The sequence below is a fragment of the Klebsiella sp. JB_Kp004 genome (assembly GCF_040065795.1).
GTDB classification, from domain to species: domain Bacteria; phylum Pseudomonadota; class Gammaproteobacteria; order Enterobacterales; family Enterobacteriaceae; genus Klebsiella; species Klebsiella quasipneumoniae.
This window is the reverse complement of the sequence record NZ_JBEAKW010000043.1, coordinates 12,188-38,081: the sequence shown is the minus strand read 5'-3', so window position 1 is coordinate 38,081 and position 25,894 is coordinate 12,188. Positions and strand designations below refer to the sequence as shown.

Annotated in this window: 26 protein-coding genes; 18 read left to right on the top strand and 8 right to left on the bottom strand. The window is 56.7% G+C overall.

The features are described 5' to 3' along the window. Positions 1-40 precede the first annotated feature (40 nt). The 3 genes from pgk to tkt form a co-directional block, all read right to left on the bottom strand. On the bottom strand, positions 41-1,204 hold the full coding sequence (pgk, locus tag ABLX76_RS18605) for a phosphoglycerate kinase (protein WP_348875046.1): 1,164 nt from the start codon (positions 1,202-1,204) through the stop codon (positions 41-43). Positions 1,205-1,243: 39 nt separating this feature from the next. Continuing rightward, positions 1,244-2,272, bottom strand: a complete 1,029-nt coding sequence (epd, locus tag ABLX76_RS18600; protein WP_004205289.1) for an erythrose-4-phosphate dehydrogenase — start codon at positions 2,270-2,272, stop codon at positions 1,244-1,246. A 385-nt stretch (positions 2,273-2,657) separates the two neighbouring features. Next, a complete protein-coding gene (gene tkt, locus ABLX76_RS18595; RefSeq protein WP_044524697.1) occupies positions 2,658-4,649 on the bottom strand; it encodes a transketolase in 1,992 nt (663 codons plus the stop codon). A gap of 279 nt (positions 4,650-4,928) precedes the next feature. Between tkt and ABLX76_RS18590 the strand changes: the two genes are divergently transcribed. Continuing rightward, a complete protein-coding gene (locus ABLX76_RS18590; RefSeq protein ID WP_348875044.1) occupies positions 4,929-5,687 on the top strand; it encodes a M48 family metallopeptidase in 759 nt (252 codons plus the stop codon). Positions 5,688-6,064: 377 nt separating this feature from the next. Next, positions 6,065-7,333: an OprD family outer membrane porin gene (locus tag ABLX76_RS18585; RefSeq protein WP_023290988.1), complete on the top strand. Its 1,269-nt coding sequence runs from the start codon at positions 6,065-6,067 to the stop codon at positions 7,331-7,333. 132 nt (positions 7,334-7,465) lie between these two features. Here ABLX76_RS18585 and speB read toward each other — a convergent pair whose 3' ends face one another. The 3 genes from speB to yqgB form a co-directional block, all read right to left on the bottom strand. Continuing rightward, positions 7,466-8,386, bottom strand: a complete 921-nt coding sequence (speB, locus tag ABLX76_RS18580; protein WP_004205166.1) for an agmatinase — start codon at positions 8,384-8,386, stop codon at positions 7,466-7,468. A 234-nt stretch (positions 8,387-8,620) separates the two neighbouring features. Beyond that, positions 8,621-10,597, bottom strand: coding sequence for a biosynthetic arginine decarboxylase (speA, locus tag ABLX76_RS18575; protein WP_004205167.1), 1,977 nt, complete (start codon positions 10,595-10,597; stop codon positions 8,621-8,623). Positions 10,598-10,605: 8 nt separating this feature from the next. Further along, positions 10,606-10,737: an acid stress response protein YqgB gene (gene yqgB, locus ABLX76_RS18570; protein WP_002916578.1), complete on the bottom strand. Its 132-nt coding sequence runs from the start codon at positions 10,735-10,737 to the stop codon at positions 10,606-10,608. 382 nt (positions 10,738-11,119) lie between these two features. Here yqgB and ABLX76_RS18565 point away from each other — a divergent pair, with 382 nt between their 5' ends. From ABLX76_RS18565 to ruvX, 9 genes are all read left to right on the top strand, one after another. Then, entirely contained in the window at positions 11,120-11,278 is a 159-nt protein-coding gene (locus ABLX76_RS18565; RefSeq protein ID WP_032428987.1) for a hypothetical protein, read from the top strand. Between the two features lie 159 nt (positions 11,279-11,437). Further along, positions 11,438-12,592 carry a methionine adenosyltransferase gene (gene metK / locus ABLX76_RS18560; protein WP_004205170.1) on the top strand — a complete coding sequence of 385 codons (1,155 nt, stop codon included), beginning with the start codon at positions 11,438-11,440 and terminating at the stop codon, positions 12,590-12,592. A 382-nt stretch (positions 12,593-12,974) separates the two neighbouring features. Beyond that, positions 12,975-14,369: a sugar porter family MFS transporter gene (locus ABLX76_RS18555; RefSeq protein ID WP_004205171.1), complete on the top strand. Its 1,395-nt coding sequence runs from the start codon at positions 12,975-12,977 to the stop codon at positions 14,367-14,369. Between the two features lie 77 nt (positions 14,370-14,446). Continuing rightward, on the top strand, positions 14,447-14,947 hold the full coding sequence (locus ABLX76_RS18550) for a SprT family zinc-dependent metalloprotease (protein WP_032428989.1): 501 nt from the start codon (positions 14,447-14,449) through the stop codon (positions 14,945-14,947). 94 nt (positions 14,948-15,041) lie between these two features. After that, positions 15,042-15,749 (top strand): deoxyribonuclease I, encoded by a 708-nt coding sequence (endA, locus tag ABLX76_RS18545; RefSeq protein WP_086074962.1) that lies wholly within the window; start codon positions 15,042-15,044, stop codon positions 15,747-15,749. A 91-nt stretch (positions 15,750-15,840) separates the two neighbouring features. Then, positions 15,841-16,572, top strand: coding sequence for a 16S rRNA (uracil(1498)-N(3))-methyltransferase (gene rsmE, locus ABLX76_RS18540; RefSeq protein ID WP_086074961.1), 732 nt, complete (start codon positions 15,841-15,843; stop codon positions 16,570-16,572). Between the two features lie 20 nt (positions 16,573-16,592). Next, positions 16,593-17,543, top strand: a complete 951-nt coding sequence (gene gshB / locus ABLX76_RS18535; RefSeq protein ID WP_004205176.1) for a glutathione synthase — start codon at positions 16,593-16,595, stop codon at positions 17,541-17,543. Positions 17,544-17,717: 174 nt separating this feature from the next. Then, on the top strand, positions 17,718-18,281 hold the full coding sequence (locus ABLX76_RS18530; RefSeq protein WP_002916603.1) for a YqgE/AlgH family protein: 564 nt from the start codon (positions 17,718-17,720) through the stop codon (positions 18,279-18,281). After that, on the top strand, positions 18,281-18,697 hold the full coding sequence (gene ruvX / locus ABLX76_RS18525; protein WP_004205178.1) for a Holliday junction resolvase RuvX: 417 nt from the start codon (positions 18,281-18,283) through the stop codon (positions 18,695-18,697). Before ABLX76_RS18530 ends, ruvX begins: the two co-directional genes overlap by 1 nt. A 51-nt stretch (positions 18,698-18,748) precedes the next feature. Here ruvX and ABLX76_RS18520 read toward each other — a convergent pair whose 3' ends face one another. Both ABLX76_RS18520 and ABLX76_RS18515 read right to left on the bottom strand, forming a co-directional pair. Further along, complete coding sequence (locus ABLX76_RS18520; RefSeq protein WP_032454048.1) at positions 18,749-19,402, bottom strand: LuxR C-terminal-related transcriptional regulator; 654 nt, start codon at positions 19,400-19,402, stop codon at positions 18,749-18,751. A gap of 348 nt (positions 19,403-19,750) precedes the next feature. Then, positions 19,751-20,731: a type IV pilus twitching motility protein PilT gene (locus ABLX76_RS18515; protein WP_044524702.1), complete on the bottom strand. Its 981-nt coding sequence runs from the start codon at positions 20,729-20,731 to the stop codon at positions 19,751-19,753. Positions 20,732-20,747: 16 nt separating this feature from the next. Here ABLX76_RS18515 and ABLX76_RS18510 point away from each other — a divergent pair, with 16 nt between their 5' ends. The 7 genes from ABLX76_RS18510 (at position 20,748) to ABLX76_RS18480 (ending at position 25,887) form a co-directional block, all read left to right on the top strand. Then, on the top strand, positions 20,748-21,449 hold the full coding sequence (locus ABLX76_RS18510; protein ID WP_004205181.1) for a YggS family pyridoxal phosphate-dependent enzyme: 702 nt from the start codon (positions 20,748-20,750) through the stop codon (positions 21,447-21,449). A 20-nt stretch (positions 21,450-21,469) separates the two neighbouring features. Then, positions 21,470-22,036 (top strand): YggT family protein, encoded by a 567-nt coding sequence (locus ABLX76_RS18505; protein ID WP_002916613.1) that lies wholly within the window; start codon positions 21,470-21,472, stop codon positions 22,034-22,036. Further along, the gene (gene yggU / locus ABLX76_RS18500) at positions 22,033-22,323 is read left to right on the top strand and encodes a DUF167 family protein YggU (protein WP_004205183.1); all 291 of its coding nucleotides are present in this window, start codon (positions 22,033-22,035) and stop codon (positions 22,321-22,323) included. Before ABLX76_RS18505 ends, yggU begins: the two co-directional genes overlap by 4 nt. 12 nt (positions 22,324-22,335) lie before the next feature. Beyond that, positions 22,336-22,929 carry an XTP/dITP diphosphatase gene (locus tag ABLX76_RS18495; protein ID WP_023290995.1) on the top strand — a complete coding sequence of 198 codons (594 nt, stop codon included), beginning with the start codon at positions 22,336-22,338 and terminating at the stop codon, positions 22,927-22,929. Next, positions 22,922-24,058 carry a radical SAM family heme chaperone HemW gene (gene hemW / locus ABLX76_RS18490; protein WP_023319135.1) on the top strand — a complete coding sequence of 379 codons (1,137 nt, stop codon included), beginning with the start codon at positions 22,922-22,924 and terminating at the stop codon, positions 24,056-24,058. Before ABLX76_RS18495 ends, hemW begins: the two co-directional genes overlap by 8 nt. A 304-nt stretch (positions 24,059-24,362) precedes the next feature. Next, the gene (locus tag ABLX76_RS18485; protein WP_060590320.1) at positions 24,363-25,349 is read left to right on the top strand and encodes a TRAP transporter substrate-binding protein; all 987 of its coding nucleotides are present in this window, start codon (positions 24,363-24,365) and stop codon (positions 25,347-25,349) included. 46 nt (positions 25,350-25,395) lie between these two features. Continuing rightward, a complete protein-coding gene (locus ABLX76_RS18480; RefSeq protein WP_048298272.1) occupies positions 25,396-25,887 on the top strand; it encodes a TRAP transporter small permease in 492 nt (163 codons plus the stop codon). The last annotated feature ends 7 nt before the right edge of the window (positions 25,888-25,894 follow it).

Genomic DNA, 25,894 nt, shown 5'->3' with positions numbered 1-25,894 from the left:
GCGCGCTGAAAAACAGGCGGGTTTCCCCGCCTGAACTGAATTACTGCTTAGCGCGCTCTTCGAGCATCGCTACTGCCGGCAGGACTTTGCCTTCGACGAATTCAAGGAACGCGCCGCCGCCAGTGGAGATGTAGGAAATTTTGTCAGCGATGCCGAACAGGTCGATCGCTGCCAGGGTGTCGCCGCCGCCGGCGATGGAGAAACCTTCGCTGTCCGCGATAGCGTTAGCCACGATTTCAGTCCCTTTACGGAAGTTCGGGAATTCGAATACGCCAACCGGGCCGTTCCACAGAATGGTTTTGGCGTTTTTCAGGATGTCAGCCAGTTTCTGTGCGGAAACGTCGCCGAGGTCCAGAATCTGCTCGTCATCTTTAATGTCGTTAACAGATTTCAGAGTCGCCGTTGCGGTTTCGGAGAACTCGGTCGCGACGCGAACGTCAGTCGGAACCGGGATATCGCAGGTGCTCAGCAGGCGCTTGGCTTCATCAACCAGATCCGCTTCGTACAGGGATTTACCGACGTTGTGGCCCTGAGCGGCAACGAAGGTGTTGGCGATACCGCCGCCGACGATCAGCTGGTCAGCGATTTTAGACAGGGAATCCAGCACGGTCAGTTTGGTGGATACTTTAGAACCACCGACGATAGCGACCATCGGACGAGCCGGCTCTTTCAGCGCTTTACCCAGCGCGTCCAGTTCAGCGGCCAGCAGCGGGCCTGCGCACGCCACGTCAGCAAATTTGCCGATACCGTGGGTGGAAGCCTGCGCGCGGTGCGCGGTACCGAAAGCGTCCATTACGAACACGTCGCACAGCGCGGCGTATTTTTTGGACAGCGCTTCGTCGTCTTTTTTCTCGCCTTTGTTGAAGCGAACGTTTTCCAGCACCACCAGCTCGCCGGCAGCGACTTCCACGCCGTTCAGGTAGTCTTTAACCAGACGTACCGGGCTGGACAGTTTGTCTTTCAGGTAATTAACAACCGGCAGCAGAGAGAATTCTTCGTTGTACTCGCCTTCGGTCGGACGACCCAGGTGAGAAGTAACCATGACTTTCGCGCCCTGCTTCAGCGCCAGTTCAATGGTCGGCAGAGAGGCACGGATACGTGCGTCGCTGGTTACTTTCCCGTCTTTAACTGGTACGTTCAGATCCGCACGGATAAAAACGCGTTTACCAGCCAGATCCAGATCGGTCATCTTAATTACAGACATGGTGAATCCTCTCGTTGATTCATAAAGTTTTGTCGACGTTTACGCGTCGAACCTGAAACCAATAGCCGCCATCGCTAACGTCGTGTCGAGCATTCGGTTAGCAAAGCCCCATTCGTTATCGCACCAGACCAGCGTTTTGATCAGATGCGCGCCACTGACCCGGGTTTGCGTGCCATCGACGATGGCGCTGTGCGGATCGTGGTTAAAATCTGTTGAGACCAACGGTAATTCCGTATAGTCAACTATACCATGAAATGCACCTTGTGCTGCTTTTTGCAGCAACTGGTTGACTTCACATGCTTTTACCGGTTTTTTGACCGTCACGCTCAGGTCAATTGCCGTCACGTTTATCGTCGGCACCCGCACGGCAATCGCTTCAAAACGGTCATTAAACTGCGGGAAAATACGGGTGATCCCTGCCGCCAGTTTGGTATCCACCGGAATGATCGACTGGCTGGCCGCGCGGGTACGCCGGAGATCCGGATGGTAGGCGTCAATCACCTGCTGGTCATGCATCGCCGAGTGAATGGTGGTGACGGTGCCGGACTCGATGCCATAGGCATCATCTAACAGTTTAATGATCGGAATAATGCAGTTGGTGGTGCAGGAGGCGTTGGAGACAATGCGATGCTCGGCGCGGAGTTCATCCTGATTGACGCCGTACACCACCGTCGCGTCGAGGTCGTTGCCGCCGGGATGGGAGAAGAGCACTTTCTTCGCCCCAGCCTGCAGGTGCGCCTCACCGTGTTCACGGCTCCCGTAAACGCCGGTGCAGTCGAGCACCACGTCTACCGCCAGCTCGCGCCAGGGCAGCGCCGCAATGGTCGGCTCGTGCAGCAGACGGATGGCATCATCGCCAACAAACAGCTGCTCGCGCTCCTGACGAACATCCCAGGCGAAACGGCCATGGCTGGTGTCATATTTCAACAAATGCGCGATGCCCGCAGCATCCGCCAGCTCATTGATAGCCACCACGGTGATTTCCGCACGGCGCCCGGATTCATATAGCGCACGAACCACGTTGCGTCCAATACGACCGAAGCCATTAATCGCGATGCGAATGGTCATAGATCTCCTGCAAGGCTGTCCCTGTTATGAGGTGGCTGACAGAGTAATCCAGCTACGCTCTGAGGGAAACCTTACCAGCTGCAAACTGCGACTGATTGATTAATTGTCGAACATTTAAACGACTGAAACGCTTCAGCTAGAATAAGCCAAACGAGGAATAAAAGGAATGTTTGTCCAGCGCAATAAACCAGCTATATGACTCACATCACATTTTCGCTGGAATAATTTACAACCGTATTACATGGTTCAGGAATAGCAGATACAAAAAAGCCGGGTGGCGAGGTAAAAGCAAAACGGTAACCCAGGGGTTACCGTTTTTGGCGTTTGCACCCTTTCCTGTGGGAGAGGGTTGGGGGGCGGGCATCAGCCCGCACCGTAACCGCAATTACAGCAGCGCTTTCGCTTTAGCGACCACGTTGTCGACGGTGAAGCCGAACTCTTCGAACAGCTGCTCAGCCGGCGCAGACTCACCGAAGGTGGTCATGCCAACGATCGCCCCGTTCAGGCCAACGTATTTGAACCAGTAATCAGCAATACCCGCTTCCACGGCAACGCGCGCGGTCACGGCTTTCGGCAGTACGGATTCACGGTAGGCCGCATCCTGCTTGTCGAACGCGTCGGTGGACGGCATGGAGACCACGCGCGCCTTCACGCCTTCGGCGGTCAGTTTGTCCCACGCGGCCACCGCCAGCTCCACTTCGGAACCGGTGGCGATGAAGATCAGCTCCGGCTGGCCGGCGCAATCTTTCAGCACGTAACCGCCGCGGGCCACGTTCGCCAGCTGCTCTTCGGTACGCTCCTGCTGCGCCAGGTTCTGACGGGAGAGGATCAGCGCGGTCGGGCCGTCCTGACGCTCGACGCCATATTTCCATGCAATCGCGGATTCAACCTGGTCACACGGACGCCAGGTGGACATGTTCGGCGTTACGCGCAGAGAAGCCACCTGCTCTACCGGCTGGTGAGTCGGGCCATCTTCGCCCAGACCGATGGAGTCGTGGGTGTAGACCATCACCTGACGCTGTTTCATCAGCGCGGCCATACGTACCGCATTACGCGCGTATTCCACGAACATCAGGAAGGTGGAGGTGTACGGCAGGAAGCCGCCGTGCAGCGCGATGCCGTTGGCGATAGCGGTCATACCGAACTCACGCACGCCGTAGTGAATGTAGTTACCCGCGGTGTCTTCGTTGATCGGCTTAGAACCAGACCACAGAGTCAGGTTGGACGGCGCCAGGTCAGCGGAACCGCCGAGGAATTCCGGCAGCAGCGGACCGAAAGCTTCGATGGCGTTCTGAGAGGCTTTACGGCTGGCGATTTTCGCCGGGTTGGCCTGCAGCTTCGCGATGAACTCGTTGGCTTTGGCGTCGAAGTCAGACGGCATCTCGCCTTTCATACGACGGGTGAATTCGGCGGCTTCCTGCGGGAAGGCTTTGGCGTAGGCAGCGAACTTCTCATTCCATGCCGCTTCTTTCGCCTGACCGGCTTCTTTGGCATCCCACTGCGCATAGATGTCAGACGGGATGTCAAACGGCGCGTGTTTCCAGCCCAGCGCTTCGCGGGTCAGGGCGATTTCGGCGTCGCCCAGCGGCGCGCCGTGGGAGTCGTGGGTACCGGCTTTGTTCGGCGAACCGAAGCCGATGATGGTTTTGCACATCAGCAGGGACGGTTTGTCGGTGACCGCGCGCGCTTCTTCTACTGCGCGTTTGATGGCGTCAGCGTCGTGACCGTCAACGCCGCGCACCACGTGCCAGCCGTAGGCTTCAAAGCGTTTGGCGGTATCGTCGGTGAACCAGCCTTCAACGTGGCCGTCGATGGAGATGCCGTTGTCATCATAGAAGGCCACCAGTTTGCCCAGCTTCAGGGTACCGGCCAGGGAGCACACTTCGTGAGAAATGCCTTCCATCATGCAGCCGTCGCCCATGAAGGCGTAGGTGTAGTGGTCGACGATGTCGTGGCCCGGACGGTTGAACTGCGCCGCCAGAGTTTTCTCGGCGATAGCCATCCCGACCGCGTTAGCGATACCCTGGCCCAGCGGACCGGTGGTGGTTTCCACGCCCGCAGTGTAGCCGACTTCCGGGTGGCCCGGCGTTTTGGAGTGCAGCTGGCGGAAGTTTTTCAGCTCTTCAATCGGCAGATCGTAGCCAGTGAGGTGCAGCAGGCTGTATATCAGCATCGAACCATGGCCATTGGACAGTACAAAACGGTCACGGTCAGCCCAGGCCGGATTGTTCGGGTTATGGTTCAGGAAATCACGCCACAGCACTTCGGCAATGTCAGCCATACCCATCGGGGCACCCGGGTGGCCGGATTTGGCTTTCTGTACAGCGTCCATGCTCAGCGCACGAATAGCGTTAGCAAGCTCTTTACGTGAGGACATTTTGACTCCAGTTCGGACTGTTGAAGGCCATGCCCTTAACGACTTGACGAGAGCGCGTTTTGGGCTACGCCGGAAAAAAGTGTGAACAATGTAACCCAAGCGACAAGTCATGTACATGGAGCATCCTTTTGCCCTTTAAGAAATCTCTGGAACAGGTTGTGCTACGCCGGAATCCGCTCGCCCGCATCCTGCGATACTCTTTATAATTTACGCAGAATACGGTTCCCTGCCGTCGCCGTATTGTCGGATAAACAACCATAAGATTGTGGAAGATAAAAAATGAAAATTCGCTCAACCGTACTTGCTCTTGGGGTCGCAGCAACGCTCACCGGATGTCAGAACATGGACTCCAACGGTCTGCTCAGCTCAGGGGCCGAAGCCTTCCAGGCATACTCTCTCAGCGACGCGCAGGTGAAAACCTTAAGCGACCAGGCCTGTAAAGAGATGGACGCCAAAGCGAAAATCGCCCCGGCCAGCAGTGAATACAGCCAGCGGCTGAACAAAATCGCGGCCGCGCTGGGCGATAACATCAATGGTCAGCCCGTGAACTACAAGGTCTATGAGACCAAGGATGTCAACGCCTTCGCCATGGCCAACGGCTGCATCCGCGTCTACAGCGGGCTGATGGATCTGATGAACGATAATGAAGTCGAGGCGGTGATCGGCCATGAAATGGGCCACGTCGCGCTGGGCCATGTGAAGAAAGGCATGCAGGTCGCCCTGGGCACCAACGCCGTGCGCGCGGCAGCGGCCTCCGCCGGCGGCATCGTCGGCAGCTTGTCCCAGTCGCAGCTCGGCGATCTGGGTGAAAAACTGGTGAACTCGCAGTTCTCCCAGCGCCAGGAATCGGAAGCGGATGACTACTCTTACGACCTGCTGCGTAAGCGCGGCATCAATCCGTCGGGACTGGCCACCAGCTTCGAGAAACTGGCCAAGCTGGAAGCCGGCCGTCAGAGCTCGATGTTTGACGATCACCCGGCCTCAGAAGCGCGCGCCCAGCATATTCGCGATCGCATGAAGGCCGACGGGATTAAATAATCGCCAGCGGGAGGCATGACTGCCTCCCTTTTATATCTGCCAGTAAAAATATTTAGCCGCATCAATTGATAACTTAAGCGCACAAACCGTTAATTATTATTTCACCTCGTCGCAGCCAATTATTTTATATGCTGTTACTCAGCAAAATATTATTTGGCAAATGAAAAACGGCGTACACAATCCGCCTTTCAGAAGCGGGTTAGACCAAATATTAAATAGTCCACCCCTCTTCGCCAAACCTGGCCAGCATGCGCCACACCGCTTGTTTCCTGCCGATACCATTGCTCACACAATGATTGCTTTTGACATTATTTCAGGAGAATATTGCGATTGCAGTGATTCCCTTGAATATATCGACAGACAGAGAAGTGCCCTCAGTGAAAAAAGAATTATCATTCATCGCACTTGGCATTATTGCCGCCGCACCGGCTTTCGCCAGCCAACAATCTACCAGCCAGGGCTTTATTGAAGACAGCCATCTGGATCTCTTTTTACGTAACGCGTATATCAAACGCGATTATCGCGATGGGCTGCCGGATAAAGCCGAATGGGGCCAGGGAATTATCGCCACCTTCGAATCCGGCTTTACCGAGGGGCCGGTCGGCTTCGGCGTGGACGGCATCGCCCAGTACGCCGTGCGCCTCGACGGTGGCCGCGGCCGCAGCGGCGCGGGCGGCATTGACTTTTTCGCCCAGGATGACGACGGCCGGGCAAAATCCGACCTCGCGAAATTCGGCGCCACCGGCAAAATGCGCTTTTCGAATACCGTGCTCAGCTACGGCAGTCAGCGCCCGATGTTGCCTATTGTCTACGCCGACGACTCGCGCCTGCTCTACGAGAGCTATACCGGCACCATGCTGACCTCACGCGAAATCGACGGTCTGGAAATTAACGCCGGCTACCTGACCGATCAGCAGCGTAAAAGCGACGACAGCCATAACAGCGGTCTGAAAAGCCTGTCCTTCGGCGGCGCCAGCTACCGGTTCAATGACCAGCTCAGCGGCGCGCTGTACGCGTCGCATGTCGAAGATGTGCTGAACAAACAGTATCTCGGCCTGAACTATCAGCAGCCGTTCGCCGCCAACCAACAGCTGGTTCTCGACTTCAACGGCTATCACTCACGCCTGGATCAGCAATATGCCGATGCCAATGACACCGGACGCAGCAACAGTATCTGGAGCCTGGCCGCCAGCTACATCTGGGATATCCATACCTTTAAGGTCGCTTACCAGCAAAGCAGCGGCAGCACCGGCTACCACTACGGCGGCTACCAGAACCAGGGCGGCGTCGGCGATGGCGGGAACACCATCTGGCTGGCCAACTCCTACTGGTCTGATTTTAACGGGGAAGATGAACGCTCCTGGCAGGCATCGTATGGACTGGATTTTGCCGGGCTGGGGCTACCGGGGCTGACCTGGACCACCGCCTACGTGCGCGGGGATAACATTAAAACGTCAGAGACCAGCAACGGCAAAGAACATGAATGGTTCAACCAGGTTCAATACCAGGTGCAAAACGGGGCGGCGAAAGATTTGAAATTCAGGCTTCGCTATTCGGTACTGCGGGTTTCCAGCAACGCCAGCGACTATAACGTCAGCGGTAATGAAGTGCGGTTCTACGTCGAATATCCATTTAACGTGTTTTAAGCACCTGATGAACCCTCTCCTGCGGGTCGGCCCTCTCCCGGCCCGCAGGAGCAACCGTCCGGCGCCTTGATTAACCCCCTGTGCCGTGCGGTACCCTCTCCCCGGAAGGGAGAGGGTTGGGGTGACCTCGGGTTATTCGCCCTTCTTCGCCGCCTGGATGTACAGCATCTCCAGCGCGAGGGTCGCCGCCGCCAGGGCGGTGATTTCGGACTGATCGTAGGCCGGGGCGACCTCCACCACGTCCATCCCGACGATGTTCAGATCCTTCAGACCGCGCACCAGCTTGATCGCGCGGTCAGAGGTGAGCCCACCGATAACCGGGGTACCGGTTCCTGGCGCAAACGCCGGATCCAGGCAGTCGATATCAAAGGTCAGGTACACCGGCATATCGCCAACGATCTGCTTCACCTGGGCAATCACGTCATCGACGCTGCGGTCGTTAACCTGGCCCGCATCAAGCACGGTGAAACCGTTATCTTTATCGAATTCGGTGCGAATACCGATCTGTACGGAGTGGTTCGGATCGATAAGCCCTTCGTTCGGCGCGGTGTAGAACATAGTGCCGTGGTCGAACTCGCAGCCGTTGGCGTAAGTGTCGGTGTGGGCATCGAAGTGCACCAGCGCCATTTTACCGAAGTGCTTGGCGTGGGCGCGCAGCAGCGGCAGCGTAACGAAGTGATCGCCGCCAAAGGAGAGCATGCGCTTGCCGGCCGCCAGCAGCTTCTCGGCGTGGGCCTGCAGCTTCTCGCTCATTTCGCGCGCGTCGCCGAAGGCGTACACCAGATCCCCGCAGTCAACCACGTTCAGGCGTTCGCGCATGTCGAAGTTCCACGGAAAACGGTTGTGCTCCCAGGCGAGATTGGTGGAAACCTGACGAATCGCCGCCGGGCCATGACGGCCGCCCGCGCGCCCGGAGGTGGCCATATCGAACGGGACGCCGGTGATCACCCAGTCAGCATCGCTGTCGTAGGGCATGAAATTCATCGGCAGACGCAGGAAGCCAAAGGCATTGGATACCAGGGAGTTATCGTATTGATGACCTAAAGTGCTCATGGATATGACCTCTTTTCACAGTCGTGGAACGTAAAAAATAAGTATAAAAAAAACCCCTCCGCGTCGTTAGGCCCGACGAGGAAGGGTTTGATAGATAAATCGCTTATTGGCGTGAATTATCGCCGGTAATGCATACGGGTTCAAGTGAGTATCGCCTTCCGCCGGATGACGGCTTCGCCTTAGGCGGCCGCCATACGCAGGCCCGGTAAGCGCAACGCCACCGGGCATCAGCGGTTACTCGTCTTCCAGATAAGTGTACCCGTACAGACCCGCCTCGAACTCTTCGAGGAACTGCTGCTGCAGCGCGTCGTCGAGGCCGGTGTTTTTCACCTGATCGCGGAACTGGGTCAGCAGCGTATTTGGATCCAGCTGCACGTACTGCAGCATATCCGCCACGGTATCGCCCTCGTCGGACAGCTCAACCTCAACGCTGCCGTCAGGGAAGACGAACACGTCTACCGCCTCGGTATCGCCGAACAGGTTGTGCATGTTGCCAAGGATTTCCTGATAGGCGCCGACCATAAAGAAGCCCAGCATCGGCGGGTTCTCCGGGTCATATTCCGGCATCGGCATGGTGGTGGCGATCCCGTCGCCGTCCACGTAGTGATCGATGGCGCCATCAGAGTCGCAGGTGATGTCCAGCAGCACCGCGCGGCGCTCCGGCGACTTGTTAAGCCCTTCCAGCGGCATCACCGGGAACAGCTGATCGATCCCCCACGCATCCGGCATCGACTGGAACAGCGAGAAGTTGACGTAGATTTTATCCGCCATGCGCTCCTGCAGCTCATCAATAATCGGGCGATGGGCGCGGTTGCTCGGGTCGAGTTGCTTCTGCACTTCATGACACATGTTCAGATACAGCTGTTCTGCCCAGGCGCGCTCCTGCAGGTTGAAAGTGCCGGAGGAGTAGCCGATATGGATATCGTGCAGGTCCATCTGGCTGTCGTGCAGCCATTCGCGCAGCGAGCGGCGATTGCCGGTTTCGTGCATCTCCAGCCAGGTTTCCCACATGCTCTGCAGCGGGCGCGCGGCGTCTTCCGCCGGCGGGGTCGCCTCGGTGTATTCGTTGCGCTCCACGCCGATGATGTTGGAAACCAGCACGGTGTGGTGCGCGGTCACCGCGCGGCCGGACTCGGTGATCACCGTCGGGTGCGGCAGGCCGTTCTCTTCGCAGGCGTCGCCGATGGCCCAGATGATATTGTTAGCGTATTCGTTCAGGCCGTAGTTCACCGAGCAGTCAGACTGCGAGCGGGTGCCTTCATAATCCACGCCCAGGCCGCCGCCGACGTCGAAGCACTGGATATTGACGCCCAGCTTATGCAACTCGACGTAGAAACGCGCCGATTCACGCACGCCGGTGGCGATATCGCGAATGTTTGCCATTTGCGAGCCGAGGTGGAAGTGCAGCAGCTGCAGGCTGTCGAGGTGTCCTGCGGCACGCAGGATCTCCACCAGCTGCAGAACCTGGGTCGCCGCGAGGCCGAACTTGGACTTCTCGCCGCCGGAAGACTGCCATTTACCGGACCCCTGTGAGGCCAGACGCGCGCGCACGCCAAGGCGTGGCACCACGTTCAGGCGCTCGGCCTCTTCCAGCACGATGGCGATCTCCGACATCTTCTCGATGACCAGATAGACCTTGTGGCCCATCTTCTCGCCCACCAGCGCCAGGCGGATGTATTCGCGGTCTTTATAGCCGTTACAGACGATGACGCTGCGGGTCATCCCGGCGTGCGCCAGCACGGCCATCAGTTCCGCTTTCGAACCGGCTTCCAGACCCAGCGGCTCGCCAGAATGGATCAGCGATTCGATGACGCGACGATGCTGGTTCACCTTGATCGGGTAGACCAGGAAGTAATCGCCGTTATAGCCGTAGGATTCGCGCGCGCGCTTGAATGCGGCGTTGATTGAGCGCAGGCGGTGCTGCAGGATCTGCGGGAAGCAGAACAGCGCCGGCAAGCGTTGCCCTTGCGCTTCGCGCGCTTTGACTAATTCAGCGAGGTCAACGCGCGCTTCCGGGACGTCCGGATCCGGGCAAACGCTGATGTGGCCCAGTTCGTTGACGTCATAATAGTTATTGCCCCACCAGGCAATATTATAAGTACGCAGCATCTTGCTGGCTTCCTGGGAGCTCATCGCTACCTCCTGCATGGAACGTAGTACACCGTGTTCGCCTGCTGACGAAGGCGAAACCATAGACATGTCGTCAGACATAGCGAACCTCAATTTTTAATAATAAGTGTAAGACAGTTAACTACTATCGCAGTCCAAAGATGCGATAACAACCCATGAACAGTCCTAAAGCCCAGCACTATCTGCTGGTTTTGCGACTGCGCGACCGGTTTCTTATTCATATCATCGTAAAACACGTAGCCGAACAGAGTATGACAGTCCGGAGAAACCACGAGAAAACTCTTGCCAGGCAAGAGCGCCCTTGTTCAGTTTTCTGACGACCGACCGGCCCTGGAATCCTGAGAAGCGCCGAGATGGGGTGAACATCGGCTGGTTTGCATGAGAGAGATGCAGGTTGCGGAGTGCTGACGCGCGACAGAACGACGCGACGAATCAAGCGAAAAACGTTGGTTCATTATCTGGTATCACCTCCACACCGCCCTGGGTCAGGGTCGGCGACAAGCCAAAGCTATACATACCGGGCAACAGGCGCTATGCCGTTGCGAGATTCTGTAAATACAGACTGCTTAACCCGGCTGGAAGTGGCACCACGGGGAGATCCCCGTGCGCTTTTTTAATGAGCCGCGCGCGGCGTTTTATACCGAGAAGCGGGGTAAAAAGCAAAATAAAAATGTGCAGGTTTGCGCGGTTGTCAGGAAAATTTGCCAGGCGAGTTTTCCGATAAATGCGACCGCCATCAAAAAAGGCTGGAAATGGGCTTAAGATTTGACCTAAAATAGCCGTCCAGAAGTTAATCCGTCTATACTGATTAACACTCAGACTGCTCGTGTCGCTACCTGCGCGGCTTTGCGCTGATTATCCACCAAAGCCACATTACACAACAGTATGAGCTATCCGAATCGTCCACAGGTGAAATAAAATATGGCAAAACACCTTTTTACGTCTGAGTCCGTATCAGAAGGGCATCCTGACAAAATTGCTGACCAAATCTCCGATGCCGTGCTGGATGCGATCCTTGAGCAGGATCCGAAAGCGCGTGTCGCATGTGAAACCTATGTCAAAACTGGCATGGTGCTGGTAGGCGGCGAAATCACCACCAGCGCATGGGTTGACATCGAAGAGATCACCCGCAACACCGTCCGCGAAATTGGCTACGTGCATTCCGATATGGGCTTTGACGCCAACTCGTGTGCCGTACTGAGCGCCATTGGTAAACAGTCTCCGGACATCAACCAGGGCGTTGACCGTGCCGATCCGCTGGAACAGGGCGCAGGCGACCAGGGGCTGATGTTTGGCTACGCCACCAACGAAACCGACGTGCTGATGCCGGCGCCGGTGACCTACGCTCACCGTCTGGTGCAGCGCCAGGCTGAAGTACGTAAAAACGGCACCCTGCCGTGGCTGCGTCCGGATGCGAAAAGCCAGGTGACCTTCCAGTATGACGACGGCAAAATCGTCGGCATCGACGCGGTGGTGCTGTCCACGCAGCACGCGGAAGATATCGACCAGAAATCGCTGCAGGAAGCGGTGATGGAAGAGATCATCAAACCGATTCTGCCAACCGAATGGCTGAGCGCGTCCACTAAATTCTTCATCAACCCAACCGGCCGTTTCGTTATCGGCGGCCCGATGGGCGACTGCGGTCTGACCGGTCGTAAGATCATCGTCGATACCTACGGCGGCATGGCTCGTCACGGCGGCGGCGCCTTCTCCGGTAAGGATCCATCTAAAGTTGACCGTTCCGCAGCCTATGCGGCGCGCTATGTGGCGAAAAACATCGTTGCCGCAGGCCTGGCTGACCGTTGCGAAATTCAGGTTTCCTACGCCATCGGCGTTGCAGAGCCGACTTCCATCATGGTGGAAACCTTTGGTACAGAAAAAGTGCCTTCTGAACAGCTGACCCTGCTGGTGCGCGAGTTCTTCGACCTGCGTCCGTACGGCCTGATTCAGATGCTGGATCTGCTGCACCCGATCTACAAAGAAACCGCTGCCTACGGTCACTTTGGTCGCGAACATTTCCCATGGGAAAAAACCGACAAAGCGGCCCTGCTGCGTGAAGCGGCTGGTCTGAAATAATCTCCCCCGCTTCCACTCTTCAAGGCCAGCCTCGCGCTGGCCTTTTTATGTCCGTTACCCACCCTCCCATGCCCTGCTTCAGCGAACCGCGGCGATGTAATGAAAGCGATTACATCATGACAATGGTCGATTGCTGCCTGCAAGCGCCTTCTCATGCGCGCATTTTTCACAATGTTACATATTGTTTCGGTTAACTCTGATTACCGTTTTTAAAATTGTCGTCTATCCTTATTTATATTGCTGATTTAAAAAGCATTTAATGAATTACGTTTCTTTACCTTTGTGGAAACGATTACACAGCCGTGACTATAATCACGTTTTTTTACCGACGAGTGTCCTACGCTAACCATCGACAGAATCAATAACTCAACTGGAGGGCGTTATGCCTGACAACAAAAAACAAGGGCGTTCAAACAAGACCATGACGTTCTTCGTCTGTTTCCTCGCCGCGCTGGCTGGCCTGCTGTTCGGCCTTGATATCGGTGTTATTGCGGGTGCCTTACCCTTTATTGCCAATGAGTTCCAGATTTCCGCCCACACTCAGGAGTGGGTGGTCAGCTCCATGATGTTCGGCGCCGCCGTCGGTGCGGTCGGCAGCGGCTGGCTCTCCTTCAAACTGGGCCGTAAAAAGAGCCTGATGATCGGCGCCATCCTCTTCGTCGCCGGCTCTCTGTTCTCCGCCGCCGCGCCAAACGTCGAGATCCTGCTGGTTTCCCGCGTGCTGCTGGGCCTGGCGGTGGGCGTCGCCTCCTACACCGCGCCGCTGTATCTGTCGGAAATCGCTCCGGAGAAAATTCGCGGCAGTATGATTTCCATGTACCAGCTGATGATCACCATCGGTATTCTTGGCGCCTACCTCTCCGACACCGCTTTCAGCTACAGCGGCGCATGGCGCTGGATGCTCGGCGTAATCATTATTCCGGCGGTATTGCTGCTGATCGGCGTTATCTTCCTGCCGGACAGCCCGCGCTGGTTCGCCGCTAAACGTCGCTTTGTCGATGCCGAGCGCGTGCTGCTGCGCCTGCGCGATACCAGCGCCGAAGCGAAACGCGAGCTCGACGAGATCCGCGAAAGCCTGAAGGTAAAACAGTCCGGCTGGTCGCTGTTTAAAGACAACAGCAACTTCCGCCGCGCGGTGTTCCTCGGCATTCTGCTGCAGGTGATGCAGCAGTTCACCGGGATGAACGTCATCATGTACTACGCGCCGAAGATCTTTGAGCTGGCGGGCTATGCCAACACCACCGAGCAGATGTGGGGGACGGTGATCGTCGGCCTGACTAACGTGCTGGCTACCTTTATCGCCATCGGTCTGGTCGACCGCTGGGGCCGTAAACCGACGCTGATCCTTGGCTTTATCGTCATGGCCGCGGGGATGGGCGTGCTGGGCAGCATGATGCACATCGGCATTCACTCCTCAACCGCCCAGTACATCGCCGTCCTGATGCTGCTGATGTTTATCGTCGGTTTCGCCATGAGCGCCGGCCCGCTGATTTGGGTACTGTGTTCCGAAATCCAGCCGCTGAAAGGCCGCGACTTCGGTATCACCTGCTCCACGGCGACCAACTGGATTGCCAACATGATTGTCGGGGCCACCTTCCTGACCATGCTCAATTCGCTGGGCAGCGCCAACACCTTCTGGGTGTACGGCGGTCTGAACGTGCTGTTTATCCTGCTGACGCTGTGGCTGATCCCGGAAACCAAAAACGTCTCGCTGGAACATATCGAACGCAACCTGATGCAGGGTCGTCCGCTGCGCGAGATCGGCGCCCGCGATTAACCCGCCTGAGCTTCCTCCCCTCACGGGAGGAAGCTTCCTCTTGCTCTCCCCCCTCCGCCGCACTATCCTCTGGCGCTATGAAAACACCCCGTATTCCCATCGCTATTCAGCAGGCCGTGATGCGCAGCCTGCGGGAGCATCTCGCCAAAGCGAACCTCAAGCTGGAACGCCGCTACGCGGAGCCGACGCTGGTCTACCAGCAGCGCGGTACCTCCGCCGGCACCGCCTGGCTGGAGAAAAACGAAATTCGTTTAAACCCGGTGCTGCTGCTGGAGAATCAGCAGGAGTTTATCGATGAAGTGGTGCCCCATGAGCTGGCGCACCTGCTGGTGTGGCAACACTTTGGCCGGGTAGCCCCGCACGGCAAAGAGTGGAAATGGATGATGGAGAGCGTCCTGGGCGTTCCCGCGCGTCGCACCCACCGTTTTGAACTTGATTCGGTCCGCCAGAATACCTTCCCCTACCGCTGCCGCTGCCAGCAGCATCAGCTCACCGTTCGTCGCCATAACCGGGTGGTGCGCGGCGAAGCCACTTACCGCTGCGTGCGCTGCGGCGATCTGCTGGTGGCTGAAAAATAACCATTGGAATTAATTAGAAACTTTCTGATCTGACTGATTGCATCCGGCACCCTCATTCGCTACGTTGCGGGCTCGTTTTGACACGGAGTGAACGATGTCCCGTATGCATGTTTTAGCCGTTGCAGTATTGTGCACGGCAGTGAGTGGCCCGCTTGCGGCCGCCGAAATTACCAGCTTTTCCCAGGCCAAGGCCGCTGGCGTCAAAGTAAACGCCGACGTTCCCGGCGACTTTTACTGCGGCTGTAAAATTGACTGGCAGGGTAAAAAAGGCGTTATCGATCTGGAATCTTGCGGCTATAAAGTGCGTAAAAATGAGAACCGCGCCAGCCGGGTTGAGTGGGAACACGTGGTGCCGGCGTGGCAGTTCGGCCATCAGCGCCAGTGCTGGCAGGATGGTGGACGTAAAAACTGCGCCAAAGATCCGGAGTACCGCAAGATGGAAAGCGACATGCACAATCTGCAGCCGGCGGTGGGAGAAGTGAATGGCGATCGCGGCAACTTTATGTACAGCCAGTGGAACGGCGGTGAAGGCCAGTACGGCCAGTGCACCATGAAGGTCGATTTTAAAGATAAAATCGCCGAGCCCCCTGCCCGCGCACGCGGCGCCATCGCCCGCACCTACTTCTATATGCGCGACCGCTACCAGCTGAATCTTTCCCGCCAGCAAACTCAGCTGTTTACCGCCTGGAATAAACAGTACCCGGTCACCGCCTGGGAGTGTGAACGCGATGAACGCATCGCGAAAGTACAGGGCAACCATAATCCGTATGTCCTGCAGGCTTGCCAGGCGCAAAAGAGCTAACCTACACTAGCGGCAATTGTTAATTTGCAGCCCTGTGCTTCCCGCCCAATGGCGGGAAGCTGGCATCTGCGCAAAGAACGGAATATCAAGCATGCGCATTCCTCGCATCCATCATCCAGAACGCCTCATTGTCGGCAGCCTGATCGCGTTGAGCGATGACGCGGCCAACCACGTCGGCCGCGTCCTGCGCATGACCGCTGGTCAGCACCTTCAGCTCTTCGACGGCAATAACCAGGTGTTTGACGCCGTCATCACCGAGGCCGGTAAGAAAAACGTCGCGGTTGAAGTCCTCAGTGGCGAACCCGACGATCGGGAATCGCCGCTGCATATCCATTTAGGCCAGGTGATGTCCCGCGGCGAAAAAATGGAATTCACCATCCAGAAATCGATCGAACTCGGGGTAAGCCTCATAACGCCACTGTTTTCCGAGCGCTGCGGCGTTAAACTGGACGCTGAACGTTTGCAGAAAAAGATCCAGCAGTGGCAGAAAATCGCTATTGCCGCCTGCGAACAGAGCGGTCGTAACGTGGTACCGGAAATTCGTCCGGCGATGCAGCTGGAGGAGTGGTGCGCCGAGCAGGACAGCGGGCTGAAGCTCAACCTGCACCCGCGCGCCAGCGCCAGCATTAACACGCTGCCGCTGCCGGTTGAACGCGTCCGGCTGCTGATTGGCCCGGAAGGCGGGCTGTCGGCTGAAGAGATAGCGATGACCGCGAAATACCAGTTTACTGATATCCTGTTGGGACCGCGCGTTCTGCGTACAGAGACTACTGCGCTCACCGCCATCACCGCCCTGCAGGTGCGTTTTGGCGACTTAGGTTGAGGCGTTAACGGAGAAGAACCATGATCAAGCTCGGCATCGTGATGGATCCCATCGCAACCATCAACATCAAGAAAGACACCAGCTTCGCTATGTTGCTGGAGGCGCAGCGTCGCGGCTATGAACTCCATTACATGGAGATGAACGACCTCTATTTGATCAACGGCGAAGCCCGCGCCCGGACGCGCACGCTGAGCGTCGAACAGAACTACGACAAATGGTATGACTTCACCGGCGAACAGGACCTGCCGCTGGCGGATCTTGACGTCATTCTGATGCGTAAGGATCCGCCGTTTGATACCGAATTTATTTATGCGACCTATATTCTGGAGCGAGCGGAAGAGAAAGGCACGCTTATCGTCAACAAGCCGCAGAGCCTGCGCGACTGTAACGAGAAGCTGTTCACCGCCTGGTTCTCAGAGCTGACCCCGGAAACGCTGGTCACCCGTAATAAAGCCCAGCTGAAAGCCTTCTGGGAAAAGCACGGCGATATCATCATGAAGCCGCTCGACGGCATGGGCGGCGCCTCTATTTTCCGCGTCAAAGCCGGCGATCCGAACCTTGGGGTGATCGCCGAGACGCTGACCGAGCTGGGCAGCCGCTACTGCATGGCGCAGAACTATCTGCCAGCCATTAAAGATGGCGACAAGCGCGTGCTGGTGGTGGATGGCGAGCCGGTGCCTTACTGCCTGGCGCGCATTCCGCAGGGCGGCGAGACCCGCGGCAATCTGGCCGCCGGCGGCCGCGGCGAAGCCCGCCCGCTAACCGAAAGCGACTGGGACATCGCCCGCCGCGTCGGCCCGACGCTGAAGGCCAAAGGTCTTATCTTCGTCGGCCTGGATATCATCGGCGACCGTCTGACGGAAATTAACGTCACCAGCCCCACCTGCGTACGTGAGATCGAAGCCGCCTTCCCGGATATTTCGATCACCGGCATGCTGATGGACGCTATCGAAAGACGTCTCGCCCGATAAGCACTACGGCGGACGAACGTCCGCTCAGGGCACAGCGAGCGCGGATCGCCGCGCTGGTGAAACCCTTCCAGCCAGGCGCCGCTCAGGCGCCTGCCAGATAAAGTGCATCGACACCATTCTACTTTGCCCGCATACTGGGTGTTGCTTTTTGAACCAGGAACAGAACCTCTGACAATGAATTTACAGCATCACTTTCTGATTGCCATGCCTGCGCTTCAGGACCCCATTTTCCGCCGCTCCGTGGTCTATATCTGCGAGTATAACGACGAGGGTGCCATGGGCATTATTATCAATAAGCCGCTGGAAAATCTGCAGGTGGAAGGGATCCTTGAGAAGCTCAAAATTGTCCCGGAGCCGCGTAATCCGGAGATCCGCCTGGATAAACCGGTGATGCTGGGCGGCCCGCTGGCGGAAGACCGAGGCTTTATTTTACATACCCCGCCCTCTGACTTTTCCTCAAGCATCCGTATCTCGGATAACACGGTGATCACCACCTCGCGGGATGTCCTCGAAACCTTAGGCACCGACCGGCAGCCGGGCAACGTGCTGGTTGCGCTGGGCTACTCCTCGTGGGAGAAAGGGCAGCTGGAGCAGGAGATTTTAGATAATGCCTGGCTCACCGCCCCGGCGGACCAAAATATTCTTTTCCGTACGCCCATCGCCGATCGCTGGCGCGAGGCGGCTAAACTGATTGGCATCGACATCGTGACGATGCCAGGCGTCGCGGGGCATGCATGATGAGCGGAACCTTTCTCGGCTTTGATTTCGGGACGAAAAGCATCGGTGTGGCGGTGGGGCAACGCATCACCGCCACCGCCCGGCCATTGCCGGCGCTGAAGGCGCAGGACGGTAAACCGGACTGGAATATCATCGAAAAACTGCTTAAGGAGTGGCAGCCTGAGGCGGTAATCGTCGGCCTGCCGCTGAATATGGACGGCACCGAGCAACCGCTGACGGCGCGCGCACGTAATTTCGCCAACAAAATTCATGGCCGCTTTGGCGTCGCGATCCTTCTCCACGATGAACGTCTGAGTACGGTTGAGGCCCGGGCGGGCCTGTTCGAACACGGCGGCTATCGGGCGCTGAATAAAGGCAGCGTCGATTCGGCCTCTGCGGTGGTCATTCTGGAAAGCTACTTCGAGCAGAGCTTTTAAGCTCTGTCTTCTGCGCCGCCGGCGAACCGCTAACGGCGCAGATCCTCCCGCCTAGTGGCGCAGATGTTCGTTAGCCCAGCTCACCGCCTGGGTGCGATTCTTAACGCTCAGCTTACGGAACACGTTATACAGGTGCGTCCGCACCGTGTTCTCGCTGATAAACAGCGCGCGGGCAATATCCAGGTTGGTCGCGCCGCAGCGCAGTTCGTTGAGGATCTCGCATTCTCGTTCGGTCAGCGGCGAGTTTTCAACCGGCGCCGATGTATGGTCCGCAGCGTACATCGCCGGGTGCATCACGCTCAATTCAGCCGTCTGTTCGCCGTTCAGCACGGCCTTGACGCCCTCAATTAAGCGCGATTCATCATCGTCATGACGGAACACGCCATATAAAGCCGGCCACTGCGCCATTTCGTATAACTCATACTTTTGCGCGCTGTTGATAATCAGCAAGCGGGGATTATCTGACTGCAGCCGAATAATATCTCGCCACACCCCGTTTAATTTCTTATTTGAAACGGCGATATCAAATAATATTACAGAGTCTTTCGCCAGTCGCTGCGCCAGCGGTTTATTAATATTTTGTAAAACTACCGGTGCCATCAGGGTTTCGCTGAGATAGCTGGCAAAGGCTTTACTCTGGATTGACGGGTGGGTAATAAATGTAACCTGACGAGAAGATGATGAATTTCCATTTAAATTAATCACTTAAAACTCTCCTTAGCTGCTATCCACCGTCATGGTGGTTAAATGAATAAAAAAATATACAATCAGTCATGAATTTATAAATAGCCTTAGCAATTTACAAATTGAAACGTTATTCCATGAGAATCATCCTATTCCCGTAAACAGCATAAATCGAATACCGCAAAGCTGTCAAAAGGTAATCAAACTTTTTTCCTGGAAATGCGTATTCACTGTCGAAATATCTCAGCTGAATGTCTTATTTGAATTTATTCAGAAAGATTATTTGTATTATCAAATAATTTCCAGAAACAGCATTTAAACATTCAGTTAACACATCATTTTAACCACCCAACCCGCTTCACGCCCCCCTTACAGCTGGCCTGCGGCCACACGTTGCTGAAAACTCTGGGTAAATGTCAGCATTCCGGCCTGCATCCCGGTCTGCATAACACCGGGCAACTGGTGCACTTTTCCTTCGCGGATCAAATTCGCCACCGCCGGCGTATTGACCAGAAGCTCGTATAGCGCAACTCTGCCGCCCTGACGTGCGGGTAATAATTTTTGCGCCAGCACCGCGCACAGGCTTCCGGCCAGCTGACTACGAACCTGATCTTTCTCCTCTGCCGGAAAGACATCGATCAATCTCTCCACCGCCGGCGCCGCGCCGCGGGTGTGTAATGTCGCCATCACAAGATGCCCGGTTTCCGCAGCCGTCAACGCCAGGCGGATGGTTTCGCTGTCGCGTAATTCCCCAAGCAGGATCACATCCGGATCCTGGCGCAGCGCCACCCGAAGCGCCGCGGAGAACGAAGGACAGTGACGGCCAATCTCCCGCTGCTGGATCAGGCAGCGCTCGCTGTGATGAATAAACTCCACCGGATCCTCCAGCGTCAGAATATGGCCATCAAGATGCTGGTTGAGATGCCCGACCATCGCCGCCAGGGTAGTCGACTTGCCGCTGCCCGTCGCCCCGGTGACCAGCAGCAAGCCACTCTCTTCCGCCAGTAGTTCGCTTAGCGCAGGCGGCGCGCCCAGCGTCTCCAGACGCGGGCACTGGACGGGCAGCAGGCGCAGCACCAGCGATATTCCGCGCGTATGGGCGAAAGCGCTGGCGCGTAGCCGCGAACCGCAGGCCAGAGTCAGCGCAAAGTCAATCTGGCCGTGCTCCTGCCAGTGCTGGAACTGTGCGGCATCGAGCCAGTCGTTGAGTAAATCCGCGATATCCGGCGCGGGAAAGGGAGCGGACTCCAGCTTGCCCTGCCGCCGCCAGCGCGGTGCGGCGGAATTGCACAGGTGTAGATCGGAGACATTATGCTTTACACTAAGGGCTACGATTTCTTCCAGCTTCATAACTCATCCTCGGAATATGAACGATATTGCGCATAACCTGGCACAGGTCCGGGACAAAATCTCCGGTGCCGCCGCCCGTTGCGGGCGTGCGCCAGAAGAAGTGACATTGCTTGCAGTGAGTAAAACGAAACCTGCGAGCGCGATCGAAGAAGCCATCGCGGCAGGCCAGCGGGCATTTGGTGAAAACTACGTCCAGGAGGGCGTGGAGAAGATCAACCATTTCCAGCAGGCAGGCGTCAGCGGTCTGCAGTGGCACTTTATTGGCCCCCTTCAGTCCAACAAAAGCCGGCTGGTGGCCGAACATTTTGACTGGTGCCACACCGTCGATCGGTTGAAAATCGCCACCCGCCTGAACGAGCAGCGCCCGGCGCATTTGCCGCCGCTGAAGGTACTGATTCAAATCAACATTAGCGATGAGCAGAGTAAATCCGGCATCCCGCTGGAAGCGCTCGATGCTTTAGCGGCGGAGATCGCTGAGTTACCTCATCTGGAGCTGCGCGGCCTGATGGCGATCCCCGCGCCTGAGTCAGAATATGTAAGGCAGTTTGCCGTCGCCCAGCAAATGGCGGTAGCATTTGCGCGGTTAAAAACGCGGTACCCCACGGTCGATACGTTGTCTCTGGGAATGTCGGACGATATGGAAGCCGCTATCGCGGCGGGAAGCACAATGGTGCGCATCGGCACGGCCATTTTTGGTGCGCGCGACTACAGCAAATAATAAGGAATCTGAGGAACGCCATGAAGACGTTGACTTTCCTGCTTTCAACGGTCATTGAGCTTTACACGATGGTCGTGTTGTTACGCGTATGGATGCAGTGGGCGCGCTGCGACTTTTACAACCCGTTTTCGCAGTTTGTGGTAAAGGCCACGCAGCCGATTGTCGGGCCGCTGCGCCGGATTATCCCGGCAATGGGGCCGATTGACAGCGCCTCGCTGCTGGTGGCATTCATCCTCTGCGTCATCAAAGCGATCGTACTGTTTATGGTGATCACCTTCCAGCCGATCATCTGGATCTCCGCTCTGCTTATTCTGCTGAAAACCATCGGCTCGCTGATCTTCTGGGTGCTCCTGCTGATGGCGATCATGAGCTGGGTCAGCCAGGGACGCAGCCCGGTGGAGTATGTGCTGATGCAGCTGGCGGACCCGCTGCTGCGCCCTATCCGCAACCTGCTGCCGTCGATGGGCGGTATCGATTTCTCGCCGATGGTGCTGGTGCTGCTGCTGTACGTGATCAATATGGGTATCGCCGAGGTGCTGCAGGCCACCGGTAACGTACTGCTGCCGGGGCTGTGGATGGCGCTATGAGTGCCGTTGAAAGCTGCGCTGACGGGCTGGTGCTGAGGCTGTATATTCAGCCGAAGGCCAGCCGCGACAGCATCGTGGGCGTGCATGGCGACGAGCTCAAAGTCGCCATTACCGCCCCGCCCGTTGATGGCCAGGCCAATGCCCATCTGGTGAAATTTCTCGCCAAACAGTTCCGCGTCGCCAAAAGCCAGGTACTGATTGAAAAAGGCGAGCTGGGCCGCCATAAGCAAGTTAAAATCATCGCCCCACAACAGATCCCGACTGCGGTCGCGGCGCTAACTGAATAAACAGGATTCATCATGCAAAAAGTCGTCCTCGCTACCGGCAACGCCGGTAAAGTGCGCGAACTGGCCTCGCTGCTGGAAGATTTTGGTCTCGATATCGTCGCTCAGACCGAGCTGGGCGTCGAGTCTGCGGAAGAGACCGGCCTGACCTTCATTGAAAACGCGATTCTGAAGGCGCGTCATGCGGCGCAGATCACCGGCCTGCCGGCTATCGCCGACGATTCCGGTCTGGCCGTCGATGCCCTGGGCGGCGCGCCGGGCATCTACTCCGCCCGCTATGCCGGCGTCGACGCCAGCGACCAGCAGAACCTTGAGAAACTGCTCGATGCCCTGCAGGACGTGCCGGACGACCAGCGCCAGGCGCAATTCCACTGCGTACTGGTCTATCTGCGCCATGCCGAGGATCCCACGCCGCTGGTGTGCCACGGCAGCTGGCCTGGGGTGATCGCCCGGAAAGCCGCGGGTCAGGGCGGTTTCGGCTACGACCCGATCTTCTTCGTCCCGTCAGAAGGAAAAACCGCGGCCGAACTGAGCCGTGAAGAAAAGAGCGCTATTTCCCATCGCGGGCAGGCGCTGAAACTGTTACTGGAAGCATTACGTAATGGCTAATTTGCCGCCGCTGAGTCTCTATATCCATATTCCATGGTGCGTGCAGAAATGCCCGTACTGCGACTTTAATTCGCATGCGCTGAAAGGCGAAGTGCCGCACGATGACTACGTCCAGCATCTGCTGAACGATCTGCGGGCCGATGCGCAGTATGCCCAGGGACGGGAAATAGGCACCATTTTTATCGGCGGCGGTACGCCGAGCCTGCTGTCCGGCCCGGCCATGCAAACCCTGCTCGATGGCGTCCGCGCCTGCCTGCCGCTGGCCGCCGGGGCGGAAATCACCATGGAAGCCAACCCGGGCACCGTGGAGGCCGATCGCTTCGTTGATTACCAGCGCGCCGGGGTGAATCGCATCTCCATCGGCGTACAAAGCTTTAGCGAACCGAAGCTGCAGCGGCTGGGGCGGATCCACGGCCCGGAAGAGGCCAAACGCGCGGCACGCCTCGCCAGCGGCCTGGGCCTGCGCAGTTTCAATCTCGACCTGATGCACGGTTTGCCGGACCAGTCTCTGGAGGAGGCGCTGGACGATCTGCGTCAGGCCATTGCTCTCAACCCGCCGCATCTCTCGTGGTACCAGCTGACCATTGAGCCGAACACCTTGTTCGGCTCCCGGCCGCCGGTGCTGCCGGATGACGACGCGCTATGGGATATTTTCGAGCAGGGGCATCAGCTGCTGAGCGCCGCCGGCTACCAGCAGTACGAGACTTCCGCTTACGCCAAACCGGGCTATCAGTGTCAGCATAATCTCAACTACTGGCGCTTTGGCGACTACCTTGGCATCGGCTGCGGTGCGCACGGCAAGATAACCTTCCCGGACGGGCGCATTCTGCGTACCGCCAAAACCCGCCACCCGCGCGGCTATATGGAAGGCCGCTACCTCGAACGTCAGCATGATGTGGAAGAGGCGGATAAACCGTTTGAGTTCTTTATGAACCGTTTTCGCCTGCTGGAGGCCGCGCCGCGCGCGGAATTCCGCCGTTATACCGGTCTTGATGAAGCGGCGATCCGTCCGCAGCTGGACGCGGCGATAGCTCAGGGCTATCTGCAGGAAGACGAGCAGAACTGGCAGATCACCGAGCATGGAAAGCTGTTTTTAAATTCTCTTCTCGAACTATTCCTTAGCGAATAAATATCGTTATCCCATTCCCGCCAGGCAGAGTGCGGGAATGGGAATAACTCGATTCCTCCGCCATATCTACCTTATTATATCCGATTCATTCTTATTAAATATTCCACCCTCAAATTAATTTGCATTAATTAATACAAGCCAAATATCAATCCAGCAATAAGATCGGTTATTTCCTTACCTCATTGCCAGAAAGTGTGAGTCAGGTAGCTTAAAGATGTACGACAACAAAGATAATATGTCATACAGAAATAAAGCATGATGCTAAAGATATTGACCAATTATCCCAAGTGCATGGAGCCAACTCATGAAAAAATACCCTTTTTATCGTTCTCTGGTAGGTATAGCTTTACTGGCCCTACTCTCCGCAGGGGCCGTCGCAGCTGAAAAAGTCACGTTAAAACTGGCACATAACCTTGAGCGCAGCCATGTGGTGCATCAGGCGCTGGAGGAGATGTCCAGAGAGGTAAACCAGCTTTCTGACGGTAAGATGAAGATTCGTATTTACCCCAGTAGTCAGATGGGCAGCGCGCGCGAGACCATGGAGTTATTACAAAATGGCGCGCTGGATATGACCAAAGGTTCCGCCAGCGATCTGGAGTCTTTCGATAATATTTACGCCATTTATAATTTACCCTTCCTGTTTAACGACCAGAATCACTTCAATAAAGTCGTCTTCGGCGAGGTGGGCAAGGAAATAATGAACTCGACGAAAGAGAAAGGATTCTTTGCCCTTTCCGCTTTTGTCGCCGGGACGCGAAGCTTTTATGCCAAAAAGCCCATTACTAAACCAGAAGATTTAAAAGGACTGAAGATCCGCGTCCAGGCCAGTCCGACAACGTTAAAAATGGTCGAATTAATGGGCGGTTCCCCGACCCCCATCTCCTTCGGTGAAGTTTATACCGCCATGCAGCAGGGGGTGGTAGACGGCGCGGAAAATAACGTTCCCTCCTGGGTGCAGACGCGCCATATCGAAATCGCGAAAGTATTCTCTGAAGATGAGCACGCCTCCATCCCTGACTTCCTCGTTATCTCCAGCAAAACCTGGGACAAACTGACGCCGGATCAGCAGCACATTCTGATCAAAGCGGCGAAAGCCTCAGAGATTTATCAGCAACAGCTGTGGCGGAAGATCGATGCCGATACCCGCTCGCAGGCCAAAGCCCTGGGCGGAGAAATAGTCAAAGTAGATAAAGCGCCGTTCCGCGCCGCCGTGCAGCCGCTATACGATGACTTTAAAAAAGATCCCAGCCAGGCCGCCCTGCTGGCCAAATTTGAAGCTGCCGCGGAATAACCTTTAACGGGCCGGCCGCTGGCCCGTTTGCACCAGGAAATCAACGATGATACTTAACCGCATTAAGCTGGCGGTGGACCGCACCATCGCCGCCTTCTCTGTCGCTGTAATGATTGCGCTGGTTGTCTGCGTCGTCTGGCAGGTATTCAGCCGCTACGTGCTCAACCAGCCAAGCACCCTGACCGACGAGCTGGCGCGCTTCTTAATGATCTGGGTCGGGCTACTGGGCGCGGCCTATACGGTCGGCGCCCAGCGTCACCTGGCGATTGATTTACTCACCATGACGCTCTCTCCCCGCAGGCAGGCGCTTTTCAGCGTCATCATTAACCTGCTGATCCTGCTGTTTGCCGGCGCAGTGATTGTGACCGGCGGCGTAAAACTGATTGCAAAAACGCTGTCGACCGCCCAGGTCTCAGCCGCGATGCAGATCCCCATGGGCTACGTGTATCTGATCCTGCCGCTCACCGGCTTCATGATGATGTTTTACGCATTGTGTTTTATCAGTAACGGCCTGAAAAACATCAAACATGCAGAATAAGGAGCAA

What these genes read in the sequence shown, in the direction of transcription:
- gshB (WP_004205176.1), top strand. Translation starts at nt 16,593, where the DNA reads ATGATCAAGCTCGGCATCGTGATGGATCCCATCGCAACCATCAACATC.
- ABLX76_RS18480 (WP_048298272.1), top strand. Translation starts at nt 25,396, where the DNA reads ATGATACTTAACCGCATTAAGCTGGCGGTGGACCGCACCATCGCCGCC.
- tkt (WP_044524697.1), bottom strand. Translation starts at nt 4,649, where the DNA reads ATGTCCTCACGTAAAGAGCTTGCTAACGCTATTCGTGCGCTGAGCATG.
- ABLX76_RS18530 (WP_002916603.1), top strand. Translation starts at nt 17,718, where the DNA reads ATGAATTTACAGCATCACTTTCTGATTGCCATGCCTGCGCTTCAGGAC.
- hemW (WP_023319135.1), top strand. Translation starts at nt 22,922, where the DNA reads ATGGCTAATTTGCCGCCGCTGAGTCTCTATATCCATATTCCATGGTGC.
- metK (WP_004205170.1), top strand. Translation starts at nt 11,438, where the DNA reads ATGGCAAAACACCTTTTTACGTCTGAGTCCGTATCAGAAGGGCATCCT.
- speB (WP_004205166.1), bottom strand. Translation starts at nt 8,386, where the DNA reads ATGAGCACTTTAGGTCATCAATACGATAACTCCCTGGTATCCAATGCC.
- ruvX (WP_004205178.1), top strand. Translation starts at nt 18,281, where the DNA reads ATGAGCGGAACCTTTCTCGGCTTTGATTTCGGGACGAAAAGCATCGGT.
- ABLX76_RS18550 (WP_032428989.1), top strand. Translation starts at nt 14,447, where the DNA reads ATGAAAACACCCCGTATTCCCATCGCTATTCAGCAGGCCGTGATGCGC.
- speA (WP_004205167.1), bottom strand. Translation starts at nt 10,597, where the DNA reads ATGTCTGACGACATGTCTATGGTTTCGCCTTCGTCAGCAGGCGAACAC.
- endA (WP_086074962.1), top strand. Translation starts at nt 15,042, where the DNA reads ATGTCCCGTATGCATGTTTTAGCCGTTGCAGTATTGTGCACGGCAGTG.
- ABLX76_RS18495 (WP_023290995.1), top strand. Translation starts at nt 22,336, where the DNA reads ATGCAAAAAGTCGTCCTCGCTACCGGCAACGCCGGTAAAGTGCGCGAA.
- ABLX76_RS18510 (WP_004205181.1), top strand. Translation starts at nt 20,748, where the DNA reads ATGAACGATATTGCGCATAACCTGGCACAGGTCCGGGACAAAATCTCC.
- ABLX76_RS18590 (WP_348875044.1), top strand. Translation starts at nt 4,929, where the DNA reads ATGAAAATTCGCTCAACCGTACTTGCTCTTGGGGTCGCAGCAACGCTC.
- epd (WP_004205289.1), bottom strand. Translation starts at nt 2,272, where the DNA reads ATGACCATTCGCATCGCGATTAATGGCTTCGGTCGTATTGGACGCAAC.
- ABLX76_RS18515 (WP_044524702.1), bottom strand. Translation starts at nt 20,731, where the DNA reads ATGAAGCTGGAAGAAATCGTAGCCCTTAGTGTAAAGCATAATGTCTCC.
- rsmE (WP_086074961.1), top strand. Translation starts at nt 15,841, where the DNA reads ATGCGCATTCCTCGCATCCATCATCCAGAACGCCTCATTGTCGGCAGC.
- yggU (WP_004205183.1), top strand. Translation starts at nt 22,033, where the DNA reads ATGAGTGCCGTTGAAAGCTGCGCTGACGGGCTGGTGCTGAGGCTGTAT.
- ABLX76_RS18555 (WP_004205171.1), top strand. Translation starts at nt 12,975, where the DNA reads ATGCCTGACAACAAAAAACAAGGGCGTTCAAACAAGACCATGACGTTC.
- pgk (WP_348875046.1), bottom strand. Translation starts at nt 1,204, where the DNA reads ATGTCTGTAATTAAGATGACCGATCTGGATCTGGCTGGTAAACGCGTT.
- ABLX76_RS18485 (WP_060590320.1), top strand. Translation starts at nt 24,363, where the DNA reads ATGAAAAAATACCCTTTTTATCGTTCTCTGGTAGGTATAGCTTTACTG.
- ABLX76_RS18505 (WP_002916613.1), top strand. Translation starts at nt 21,470, where the DNA reads ATGAAGACGTTGACTTTCCTGCTTTCAACGGTCATTGAGCTTTACACG.
- yqgB (WP_002916578.1), bottom strand. Translation starts at nt 10,737, where the DNA reads ATGAATAAGAAACCGGTCGCGCAGTCGCAAAACCAGCAGATAGTGCTG.